General features: G+C 72.5%; 10 protein-coding genes. 8 read left to right on the top strand and 2 right to left on the bottom strand.

Annotation, left to right across the window (positions count from 1 at the left end):
- Positions 1-5: 5 nt before the first annotated feature.
- The 6 genes from AC2AXK_RS09445 (at position 6) to AC2AXK_RS09420 (ending at position 6,427) form a co-directional block, all read left to right on the top strand.
- Positions 6-1,739: a DUF885 domain-containing protein gene (locus AC2AXK_RS09445; RefSeq protein ID WP_484345116.1), complete on the top strand. Its 1,734-nt coding sequence runs from the start codon at positions 6-8 to the stop codon at positions 1,737-1,739.
- A 101-nt stretch (positions 1,740-1,840) separates the two neighbouring features.
- Positions 1,841-2,596, top strand: a complete 756-nt coding sequence (locus tag AC2AXK_RS09440; protein ID WP_484345115.1) for a hypothetical protein — start codon at positions 1,841-1,843, stop codon at positions 2,594-2,596.
- A 58-nt stretch (positions 2,597-2,654) separates the two neighbouring features.
- Positions 2,655-3,332: a Maf family protein gene (locus tag AC2AXK_RS09435; RefSeq protein WP_484345114.1), complete on the top strand. Its 678-nt coding sequence runs from the start codon at positions 2,655-2,657 to the stop codon at positions 3,330-3,332.
- Positions 3,333-3,501: 169 nt separating this feature from the next.
- Positions 3,502-5,274, top strand: a complete 1,773-nt coding sequence (locus tag AC2AXK_RS09430; protein ID WP_484345113.1) for an acetyl/propionyl/methylcrotonyl-CoA carboxylase subunit alpha — start codon at positions 3,502-3,504, stop codon at positions 5,272-5,274.
- A gap of 61 nt (positions 5,275-5,335) precedes the next feature.
- Entirely contained in the window at positions 5,336-5,839 is a 504-nt protein-coding gene (locus tag AC2AXK_RS09425) for an NUDIX hydrolase (RefSeq protein WP_484345112.1), read from the top strand.
- A 99-nt stretch (positions 5,840-5,938) separates the two neighbouring features.
- Positions 5,939-6,427 (top strand): hypothetical protein, encoded by a 489-nt coding sequence (locus AC2AXK_RS09420; protein WP_484345111.1) that lies wholly within the window; start codon positions 5,939-5,941, stop codon positions 6,425-6,427.
- Between the two features lie 19 nt (positions 6,428-6,446).
- Here AC2AXK_RS09420 and AC2AXK_RS09415 read toward each other — a convergent pair whose 3' ends face one another.
- Positions 6,447-7,925 carry an NAD(P)H-quinone dehydrogenase gene (locus AC2AXK_RS09415; RefSeq protein WP_484345110.1) on the bottom strand — a complete coding sequence of 493 codons (1,479 nt, stop codon included), beginning with the start codon at positions 7,923-7,925 and terminating at the stop codon, positions 6,447-6,449.
- A 101-nt stretch (positions 7,926-8,026) separates the two neighbouring features.
- On the opposite strand from AC2AXK_RS09415, the gene AC2AXK_RS09410 reads away from it, so the two are divergent.
- Both AC2AXK_RS09410 and AC2AXK_RS09405 read left to right on the top strand, forming a co-directional pair.
- On the top strand, positions 8,027-8,866 hold the full coding sequence (locus tag AC2AXK_RS09410; RefSeq protein WP_484345109.1) for a purine-nucleoside phosphorylase: 840 nt from the start codon (positions 8,027-8,029) through the stop codon (positions 8,864-8,866).
- Between the two features lies 1 nt (position 8,867).
- Complete coding sequence (locus tag AC2AXK_RS09405) at positions 8,868-10,685, top strand: phospho-sugar mutase (protein ID WP_484345108.1); 1,818 nt, start codon at positions 8,868-8,870, stop codon at positions 10,683-10,685.
- A 15-nt stretch (positions 10,686-10,700) separates the two neighbouring features.
- Here the strand turns inward: AC2AXK_RS09405 and AC2AXK_RS09400 are convergent, their stop codons facing one another.
- Entirely contained in the window at positions 10,701-11,549 is an 849-nt protein-coding gene (locus tag AC2AXK_RS09400; protein WP_484345107.1) for a siderophore-interacting protein, read from the bottom strand.
- Positions 11,550-11,572: the final 23 nt, after the last annotated feature.

The following is an 11,572-nucleotide window of genomic DNA, read 5'->3' as shown; positions in this document are numbered from 1 at the left end:
GGGGCATGGACCACGTCACCCAGCCCGTGCCCGTGCCCGACCCGGAGGTCCGGCCCCCCTCCCCCATCGACGACGTCGCGAACGCGTTCGTCCGCAGGTCGGCGCGGCTCGACCCGTTCGGTGCGACGGCGATCGGAGTGCGCGGGTACGACCACCTCGTGACCGACCTCTCGCCGGACGGGATCGACGCGCGGGCGGAGCTCGTCCGCGCGACGTTGGAGAACGTCCGTGCGATCGCACCCCGCGACGAGGTGGACCGGGTCACGCTGCTGGCGATGTCCGAGCGCCTGGGCCTGGACCTCGAGATGTACGGTTCCGGTGAGCAGCACGCGACGCTCAACGTCATCGCGTCTCCGCTGCAGGAGATGCGGGACGTGTTCGACATCTGCGACCAGGACTCGCCCGAGGACTGGGAGAACATCGCCGCCCGCCTGGGCGGTCTGCCCGCCGCCGTCGACGGGTACATCGCGTCCTTGCGGCTGGCTGCCCAGCGCGGGCAGGTCGCCGCGGCGCTGCAGGTCGAGGAGTGTGCGAAGCAGGCGGCGGAGCTCGCCGACCCGACCTCCTCGTTCTTCTCCCAGTTCGTCTCCGGGCCTGCTGTGGAGCGCGCGCTCGACGGCTCGTCCTCGTGCGCCGCGACCCGCAAGGAGCTGGAGCACGGGGCCCGGGAGGCCAGACGCGCCTACTCGGACCTCGCCGACTTCCTCCGGCGGGATCTCGCGCCCCTGGCGCCCGACCACGACGCGGTCGGCCACGACCGCTACGCGCTCGCGTCGCGGTACTTCCTCGGCGCGGAGGTCGACCTCGACGAGACGTACGCGTGGGGGCTCGAGGAGCTGCGGAAGGTGGTCGCCGAGCAGGAGCGGGTCGCCGAGCAGGTTGCTGGTCGGGGCGCCACGGTGGACGAGGCGGTCGCTCGCCTCGACGCCGACCCCGCGCGGCGGTTGTCGGGCTCCGAGGCTCTGCGCCGGTGGATGCAGGAGACGTCCGACGCCGCGATCGAAGCGCTCGACGGCACCCACTTCGACATCCCGGAGCCGGTCCGGCTCCTCGAGTGCCGGATCGCGCCCACGCAGACCGGCGGGATCTACTACACGCCGCCGAGCGACGACTTCTCCCGACCCGGACGGATGTGGTGGTCGGTGCCGCCGGAGGTCACGGAGTTCAGCACGTGGCGCGAGAAGACGACCGTCTACCACGAGGGTGTCCCCGGCCATCATCTCCAGTGCGGCCAGGCCGTCCACGAGCGGCACGTCCTCAACGACTGGCGGCGGCTCGCGTGCTGGGTCTCCGGGCACGGCGAGGGCTGGGCCCTCTACGCGGAGCGGCTCATGGCCGAGCTCGGCTTCCTCGACGACCCGGGCGACCGCCTCGGGATGCTCGACGCGCAGCGGATGAGGTCGGCCCGCGTCGTCCTCGACATCGGCGTGCACCTGCGCAAGCGCGCCCCGGAGGAGTGGGGCGGTGGCGTCTGGGACCGTGCCACGGCGTGGCGCTTCCTCACGGCGAACGTCAACATGCCGGAGGCCTTCCTGCGGTTCGAGCTCAACCGCTATCTCGGGTGGCCGGGCCAGGCGCCGTCCTACAAGGTGGGCCAGCGCCTGTGGGAGCAGGTGCGCGACGACGCCGCAGCATCAGCGCGCGCTGCCGGTGGCGAGCTCGACCTCAGGGAGTTTCACCGGCGCGCGCTGAGCGTCGGCTCCGTCGGCCTGGACGTGCTGAAAGAGGCGATCCGCTGACTGTGGACGAGCGCCCGCTGCACAGCGCGCCCGTGCGGGCCTGATCCCGACAGACAGCGCGGACACGCTGATGGCTCCTGCACCGAGAGAAAGCAGCAGCCATGTCCGTCGCACGCCCCCAGCTCACCACCCGCCGACGAGAGCAGCGCACCACCCGTCCGGTCCGCGTCGTCGGGGCTGGCACCCTCAGCGCTGGCACCCTCGCGATCGCGCTCCTCACCGGGTGCGCCACGCAGGAGCCCGCCGCTCCCGCACCCACGACCGACGCGAGCTTCCGGGAGTGGGCGGCCGGCGCCCGCAGCACGCTCGAGGAGAGCCGGGGAGACGTCCTGGAGAAGCTCGCCGACACGTCGCAGGAGACAGACTCGGATGACCCCGTGGCTGGTCAGGACGCCCCCGGAGGGAGCGACCCCCTCCCCGCGTGGGGCGTCCCGGTCGGCCTCGAGGGCTGGACGGTCGCCCAACTCGACGTCGACGGCGTGACGAAGCTCGCGTCCGACGAGGGGTGCGTCCTGGGCACCCAGCAGATTCATGCCGACTTCGGTACGGATGACGACCGGGCAGCGAGCGAGGACCTGCTCGTCCAGCTCGTCGGGGCCGAGAGCTACCTGCCCGTGGAGAGGCCGGTCATGACCGTGGTCGGGCCCGCTGGACCGCTCGAGATGGTGCAGTACCAGACGACGTACGCCACGCCGGACGCAGCCGTCGAGTACCGCTACCTCGCTCGCGCCATCACGGCGCAGGACAGCGGCCTGCTGCTCGCCTACTCGTGCCCGGTCGGGGTCTTCGACGAAGCTGCGTGGCTCGCGACGCTCGCGCTGACGAGCGTCGCGCACACGGAGGCGACCACGCTGTGAGCGCATCCCGTCCCGGGCGCCTGCGACGTGCCCGCGCGCGGGTCTAGGCTGATCCGTCGTGACCACCCTCGTCCTCGCCTCCGCGTCCCCTGCCCGCCTCGCCACCCTCACCGCCGCCGGAGTCGTCCCCGTCGTCCGGGTCTCCGCGGTCGACGAGGATGCGGTGATCGCCGACGCGAGGCAGCGGTACGGCGCGATCGAGCCCGCGGACGTGGTGCTGCTCCTGGCCCAGGCCAAGGCGCAGGACGTGACACGGGCCATCGAGGACGCCGATCCCGGGCAGGACGAGGGTGCCGGACCCCTCGACGTCGTCGTGGGGTGCGACTCGATGCTCGAGATCGAGGGCGAGGTGTACGGCAAGCCCGCCACCGCCGACGTCGCTCGAGAGCGGTGGCGGCTCATGCGCGGCCGCAGCGCCGTCCTGCACACGGGCCACTGGGTCGTCGACCTGCGCGACACCGACGAGGGTGGCACCGGCGGGACGCTCGGCGCGACGAGCTCGACGACCGTGCACTTCGCGGACGTCTCCGACGAGGAGATCGACGCGTACATCAGCACGGGTGAGCCGCTGCGCGTTGCCGGAGCGTTCACGATCGACGGGCTCGGCGGCGCATTCGTCGAGCGGATCGAGGGCGACCACCACGGCGTCGTCGGGATCAGCCTGCCGCTGCTCCGAGCGCTGCTCACGGAGGTGGGCGTCCGGTGGACCGACCTGTGGAATCGGCAAGCAGACTGACCACGTCCGCCCCGCGCTGGACCACTTGTGGCGTTTTGCCGCTCTGGCTCGCACTCCACCATGCCGGATCCCTACAAGGCCGTCGGAGCAGGCTTGGCTTTCTCCTCAATCTTGCCCGTGGCGGCCGCGCATCGCGCGGAACTGGGCGCCGCACGCGTTACCGTGAGCCGTGCCCCTCATCTCTAAGGTCCTCATCGCCAACCGCGGCGAGATCGCCGTCCGCATCGCCCGTGCCTGCGCCGATGCCGGGATCAGGTCGGTCGCGGTCTACGCCGACCCCGACCGCGAGTCCCTCCACGTCCGCCTGGCCGACGAGGCGTTCGCCCTCAACGGTGCGCGTGCGGCCGAGACGTACCTCGACATCGCGAAGCTCCTCGACGTCGCCCGCCGGGCAGGAGCCGACGCGGTCCACCCCGGCTACGGCTTCCTCGCGGAGAACGCCGACTTCGCGCGTGCGGTGATCGACGCCGGGCTCGTGTGGATCGGTCCGCCGCCCGCAGCCATCGACGCCCTCGGGGACAAGGTCAGTGCGCGCCACATCGCCCAGCGCGCGGGCGCGCCCCTCGTCCCGGGCACGCCCGACCCGGTCGCGGACGTCAGCGAGGTCCACGCGTTCGCCGCAGCGTACGGTCTGCCCGTCGCCATCAAGGCGGCCTTCGGCGGTGGCGGTCGCGGCCTCAAGGTGGCTCGCACCGTCGACGAGATCGACGAGGCCTTCGACTCCGCGGTCCGCGAGGCCGTCGCCGCGTTCGGCCGCGGCGAGTGCTTCGTCGAGCGCTACCTCGACAAGCCGCGCCACGTCGAGACCCAGTGCCTCGCCGACGAGCACGGCACCGTCGTCGTCGTCTCGACGCGCGACTGCTCCCTGCAACGACGTCACCAGAAGCTCGTCGAGGAAGCGCCGGCGCCGTTCCTCACCGACGCCCAGCGCGACGAGCTCTACGCGTCCTCGGAGGCGATCCTGCGCGAGGCAGGCTACGTCGGGGCGGGCACGTGCGAGTTCCTCATCGGCGTCGACGGCACCCTGTCGTTCCTCGAGGTCAACACACGTCTCCAGGTGGAGCACCCGGTGTCCGAGGAGGTCACGGGCATCGACCTCGTCAGGGAACAGCTGCGCATCGCCGCCGGGGAGCCGCTGGGCTACTCCTCGGTCGAGGTCCGCGGCCACTCGCTCGAGTTCCGGATCAACGGCGAGGACCCCGCAGCGAACTTCCTCCCGGCCCCCGGCCGCATCACCGGGCTGCGGCTGCCGAGCGGCCCCGGCGTGCGCGTCGACACCGGCGTGGTCGAGGGAGACACGATCTCCGGCGCGTTCGACTCCCTGCTCGCCAAGGTGATCGTCACCGGCGCCACCCGGCGACAGGCCGTCGAGAGAGCCCGCCGTGCACTGCGCGAGCTCGAGATCACGGGGATCCCGACCGTCGTGCCGTTCCACCGCGCGGTGCTCGACGCCGAGGCGTTCGTCCCCGCCGGGGACGAGCCCTTCAGCGTCCACACCCGGTGGATCGAGACGGAGTTCGCGGACGTGTGCGCGAACCTCGGCGCTGCGCAGCCATCCACGGACACGGAGTCCGAGGCCGCCGCCACCGAACGCGTGATCGTCGAGGTCGGGGGCAAGCGCCTGGAGGTGGTCATCCCGGCAGGGCTCGGTATCGGAGGTGGACGTGGCCGTCAGCCGGTGCGGCGCCCCGCGCGCCGCACCGTGACCAAGTCGTCCGGCAGCAACGGCGCCACCCTCGCGTCGCCGATGCAGGGCACGATCGTCAAGGTCGCTGTCGCCGACGGTGCGCTCGTCGCCGAGGGCGACCTCGTCGTCGTGCTCGAGGCGATGAAGATGGAGCAGCCGCTCCTCGCCCACCGTGCCGGCACGGTGGCGGGGCTGTCCGCCGTCGTCGGAGCCGGAGTGAGCTCGGGTACCGCGATCTGCCAGATCGTCGACTGATCGACCCGTTCGCCGCTCGCACCGCATGGCTCGGGTCCGGCCCGTGTGGCAGGCTCGTCCGGTGACCCGTCCCGCACCGCAGAGCCCGCGCCAGCCCGGGGACGGGTGGGTGGACTGCGCCTGCGGCCGCAAGCACTGGGGCCGGTTCGGGGCGGCAGGCCTGCTTCTCGCCAGACGCGACCACGCAGGTCGCGTCTCCCACATCGTCCTCCAGCACCGCGCGCTGTGGAGCGACCAGGGCGGCACCTGGGGGATCCCCGGCGGCGCCGTGGGACCCGACGAGACCCCTGAGCAGGGTGCGCTCCGGGAGGCTCAGGAAGAAGCGGGGATCACGCCGGACCTCGTGCACGTCGTCGGCGAGCACGTGCTCGACCACGGCGACTGGCGCTACACGACGATCCTCGCCGTCGTGGACGACGGGACGTCCCCCGAGGTCCGTGCGACGGACCCCGAGAGCCTCGAGATGGTGTGGGTCGCGGTCGACGAGGTCGAGGACCATCCGCTGCTCCCGGCGTTCGGCTCGGTCTGGCGCTCTCTCGTCGATCGGATCTCCCAGGAGTCCTGAGCAGGTCGTCCCGGCCGCGTGGTCCCACAATGGGACTGCCACCCGACGCCCCCCACCGGCGAGGCGTCGCAGGTCCACGAGTACCCCGCGAGGAGAGCCATGCAGATCACGTTCCCCATCAGCGAAGCGATGACGGTCGCCACGTCCCAGCAACCGTTGCCACCGATGGTCACCTCCGTCCTCGGCAAGGGCAACGCCGTGTTCGCCGAGATCGACCTGCGGCTCATCCCCGACCCGCCGATGGCGCTGCGCCTCGCGGCCGCAGCCGTGGGCACCGTCTCGGTCGTCGCCGTGTTCACCGGCTACACCGGAGGCGTCGCGACGTTCGAGATCGGCGCCCAGGCGCGGTCGCTCCCGGCTCACAAGCTCGTCAACCACCTCACCGCGCCGATCAACTCCGCGCTGCGCAGCCGGGGCCTGCCCGACGGCCTCGTCGAGGTCCGCCGGGGCACGGACGAGCCCGTGCTCGCGCTGCGCCTGCAGGACGCGATCGCGGCCAAGGTCGCCGGGGTCACGCTCGTCGCGCTCGACGTCCGCGAGGGAGCGATCCACGCGACCCTCGACCTCGGCGCGGTCCGCCCACTCTGACGCGATCGCGCCGCGGCGGTCAGTCGATCCTGTGGTGCCCCATCCGGGCGACCTCCGCGATGGAGCCCGACAGGGACGGGTACACCGTGAACGCCTCAGCGACGTCGTCGACCGTCAGGCGGTGGGCGACCGCAAGAGTGATCGGGAAGATGAGCTCGCTCGCACGTGGCGCCACGACGACACCTCCCAGGACGACGCCGGCATCGGGGTGCGCGAACATCTTGACGAACCCTTCACGGATGCCGAGCATCTTGGCCCGCGGGTTGCGGCGCAGCGGCAGGATCGTCGTGGAGTACTTCGAGCTCTGGTCCTTGAGTGCCTGCTCGCTGTAGCCGACGGTCGCGATCTCCGGTGCGGTGAAGATGTTCGCCGCGACGCTGCGCAGGCGCAACGGCTGCACGGCGTCGCCCAGGGCGTGCGACATCGCCACGCGGCCTTGCATCGCGGCGACGGACGCCAGCGGGAAGACCCCGGTGCAGTCGCCGGCGGCGTAGACCCCCCGCACGCTCGTCCGGGACACCTTGTCGACCTCGATGTGACCGGTCGTCGTCAGCCGGACACCCGCCTCCTCGAGGCCCAGGCCTTGCGTGTTGGGGATGGAGCCGACCGCCACGAGGACGTGGGAACCGGTGACGACCCTCCCGTCGGAGAGGGTGACCTCCACGTGCGCCGAGGGCCCCTCCCCCACGACGACCGCAGACTCGGCGCGCGACTTCGACATCACGGTCATGCCGCGGTCCGTGAAGACCTGCTCGATGAGGTTCGCGGCGTCAGCGTCCTCGCCGGGCAGGACCCGGTCACGACTGGACACGAGCACGACGTCGGAGCCGAGCGCGTTGTACGCGCCGGCGAACTCGGCACCGGTGACCCCCGAGCCGACGACGATGAGGCGCTCGGGGAGCTCGGTGAGCTGATAGAGCTGCGTCCACGTGAGGATCCGCTCGCCGTCCGGCTGTGCCGTCGGCAGGACCCGCGGCGTCGAACCCGTCGCGACGAGCACGACGTCGGCCTCGATCGTCTCCGGCTCCGACCCCTCGGTGGGGTCGACGACGACGCGTGACGGCCCGTCGAGCCGACCCTGCCCGTCGACCACCCGGATGGACTCGCGCTCGAGGCGCGCACGGATGTCGTCCGACTGCGCGGCCGCGAGCCGCCGCACGCGTGCGTTGACGACGGCAAGGTCGACCGACAGCTGGTCGGCGGGGTCGCCGGCCGCGTCCTGGATGCGGATGCCCAGCTCCGATGCGGTCCGGCCCACCGCCATCCACTCGGCTGTCGCGATGAGCGTCTTCGACGGCACGACGTCCGTGAGGACCGCCGCCCCGCCGAGGCCCTGGCGCTCGACGACCGTGACGTCCGCACCGAGGCGCTTCGCGACGAGGGCGGCCTCGTAGCCGCCGGGTCCACCTCCGAGGATGACGATCTTCGTCGCCTGCAGGTCCGGGTCAGACAGCGAAGCGGCTCCAGGGACGGGGGGCGGGGTCGTGGATGACGTCATACGTCCAGTATCCCAGGGGTCCGGCGGTCGCTCCACGGGTCGACGACACGCGCACCCGGCGACCGGTCGTCGCCTCCCTGTGCGGGCGCTAGCCTCGAACCATGACCACTCCCTCACCCGCACGAGCGGCCGACCCAGCCGTCACCGACCCCTTCGACCTCGCAGCCCAGGCAGCCAGGCACCTCGCGCAGGCCACCGGCATCGAGCGCCACGACATCGCGCTCGTCCTCGGCTCCGGGTGGGGTGGCAGCGCCGATCTCCTCGGCGAGACGGTCGCCGAGGTGCGAGCGGACGAGGTGCCCGGGTTCACGGCTCCAGCCGTCGCCGGACACGTCGGGACGTTCCGTTCGGTCAAGGTCGCCGCGACGGGCAAGCATGCCCTCGTGCTCGGCTCCCGTACGCACCTCTACGAGGGCAGGGGGGTGCGCGCCGTCGTGCACGGGATGCGCACCGCGGCGGCAGCGGGCGCGAGCACCGTGATCCTCACGAACGGGTGCGGTGGGCTCAATCCTGACTGGGCGCCCGGGACACCCGTGCTCATCTCGGACCACATCAACCTCACGGCGACGTCGCCGCTCGAGGGCGCGACGTTCGTCGACCTCACGGACCTGTACTCGGCGCGGTTGCGTGCCGTCGCCCGCGAGGTCGACCCGGAGCTCGCCGACGGCGTGTACGTCCAGTTCCGCGGACCCCACTACGAGACCCCGGCCGAGGTCCGTATGGCAGGCAGGCTCGGGGGGGACCTCGTGGGGATGTCGACCGCTCTCGAGGCCATCGCCGCACGGCACGTGGGCCTCGAGGTGCTGGGCATCTCCCTCGTCACGAACCTCGCTGCCGGGATCAGCCCGGTACCTCTCTCCCACGCCGAGGTCATCGAGGCGGGCCAGGCCGCCGGACCGCGCATCAGTGCCCTGCTCGCCGCGATCGTCTCGAGGATCTGACATGACGAACGACACCACGACCGACCAGCAGCCGTCCGAGCAGGAGCGCCTCGAGCGGGTCCGGGCACTGGTCCGGGACTGGATCGCGGACGACCCCGACCCCACGACGCGCGACGAGCTCCTCGACCAGCTCCGCGTCGCCGACGACCGGGACGACCCCACGCGAGCGCACGTCGCGGCCCTGCACGACCTGGAGGACCGCTTCTCGGGCACGTTGCAGTTCGGGACCGCGGGCCTGCGGGGAGCCCTGGGCGGTGGCCCGAACCGGATGAACCGAGCGGTCGTGCTGCGAGCTGCGGCCGGACTCACCGCCTTCCTCTCGGACACGGTCGGTCCGGGGCGTCCGCCGCGGATCGTTGTCGGGTACGACGCTCGGCACCGGTCGCTCGACTTCGCACGGGACACCGTCGCGGTGGCGACGGCCGCCGGTCACGAGGCCTTGCTGCTCGACCGGCCCCTGCCGACGCCCGTCCTCGCCTTCGCGCTCCGACACCTCGACGCCGACGCCGGCGTCATGGTCACCGCGAGCCACAACCCCGCGACGGACAACGGCTACAAGGTGTACCTCGGTGGCCGGGTCGTCACCGACGCGGGCCAGGGTGCGCAGATCGTGCCGCCGCAGGACGCCGAGATCGCCGCCCGCATCGAGGCCGTGCCGTCCGTCGCCTCGATCGCCCGCGCCGACCACGGGTGGACGGTCGTCGGACCGGACCTGCTCGCTGCCTACCTCGACTCGGTCGACGCCCTCGTCGACGACTCGTCGCCCCGCAGGCTCAAGGTCGTGGCGACGCCGCTGCACGGCGTCGGAGGGGCCGTCCTCGGCGAGGTGCTGCGCCGCGCCGGCTACCCGGACGTGTTCCTCGTCCCTGAGCAGGCGGACCCCGACCCCGACTTCCCGACCGTGGCGTTCCCCAACCCCGAGGAAGCGGGCGTCATCGACCTCTCCCTCACCTACGCGGAAGCTCTCCGGGCCGACCTCGTCATCGCCAACGACCCGGACGCCGACCGGTGCGCCGTCGCGGTCATCGACCCAGGGGTGATCCGCCAGCTGCCGGTGAACGCGGGCGCCGACACCGCCGCGTTCGAGGGATGGCGCATGCTGCACGGCGACGAGGTCGGAGCGCTGCTCGGTGAGCTCGTCGCGAGCCGGGCCGAGCGCGAGGGCCGCAGGGGCACCCTCGCGAGCTCGATCGTCTCGTCGCGGCTCCTCGCCCGCATCGCTGCGGCGCACGGGCTCGAGCACGCGACGACGCTCACCGGGTTCAAGTGGATCTCCCGTGTCCCCGGCCTCCTCTTCGGGTACGAGGAGGCGCTCGGCTACTGCGTCGACCCGCAGTCCGTGCGGGACAAGGACGGGATCAGCGCGGCGCTCCTCGTCGTGCAGCTGGCAGACCACCTCAAGGCCCGCGGTCAGAGCCTCGTCGACGCCCTCGACGATCTCGCCCGGCAGCACGGGTTGTACGTGACCGACCAGCTCTCGGTGCGTTTCACGGACCTCACCGAGATCCCTCGGACGATGGCGCGGCTCCGGCAAGCGCCTCCCGTGTCGCTCGGCGGCTCGTCGGTCGTGGAGACGGTGGACCTCGCCGACGGGGTCGACGGCCTTCCGCCCACGGACGGCCTGCGCCTCCTCACCGAGGACAACACCCGGGTCATCGTGCGCCCGAGCGGCACCGAACCGAAGATCAAGTGCTACCTCGAGGTCGTCCGGGACGTCTCGGCCAGCGCGTCGTCCGACGACCTGGCCGACGCGCGCGCGGCGGCGCGGCTCAGGATCGCCGACGTGTCCGCGGACATGCGCGCAGCCCTCGGGATCTGAGGGCGCCCCTGGGGGTCACGAGGCGGCGAGGGTGCGCTCGTCCTCGTCGACAGCGGCCTTCCACTGTGCCTTCTCGGTGCGCCAGCCCTCTTCCGTCCGGCCACGCCGCCAGTAGCCCGACGCGGAGAGGGCGGCAGGTGGCACGGCACGCTCGGAACGCAGGTGGCGCCGCAGGTCCTTGACGAGCCCGGCGTCGCCGTGGAGGAACACGGACGGCACCCCCTCGGGGAACGGCCAGGACGCCACCACGTCGAGGAGGCTCCGGCTGCGCCCACGGTGCACCCAGGTGACGAGGGGGTCGTCGAGCGGGCCGTCTGTCCGCGCCGCGACGTGCGCAGCGGTGTGCAGGTCCAGCTCGTCAGCCGGTCCGCCGACCTCGAGGAACACCTTCGCGCGGGCGCCGCTGTCGAGAGCGTCGAGGGCGGCCGCGATCGCCGGCATCGCACTCTCGTCACCGATGAACAGGTGCCACAGGGCGTCCGGGGGCGGGGCGTACCCGCCCCCCGGACCGACGAAGGTGATCTCGTCGCCCGGCCGGGCGCGTGTGGCCCAGGGACCGGCGAGGCCCTCGTCGCCGTGCACGACGAAGTCGATCGCGAGCTCACGCGCCACCGGGTCCCAGGAGCGGACGGTGTAGGTCCGCAGGCGCGGTCTGCCTCCCTCGACCTCGGCAGGGAACCGCAGCTTGATGTACTGGTCCGTGCAGGGCAGCGGCGTGAACCCGTCGAGCCCGGCGCCCCCGAGGACCACGCGGACCATGTGCGGCGTGAGGAACTCCGTGCGCAGCACGACCGCGCTGGTCACCGGGCGCTCGGGCCGTCCGGGTCGGCGCTCGTCGCCGGCTGGCGTGGCATCGGGGGTCATCAGTGCCCTCTCGGGGATGCGGG

The organism is Sanguibacter sp. Z6_81 (genome assembly GCF_057180625.1).
This window is presented reverse-complemented; position numbering and strand designations above follow the sequence as displayed.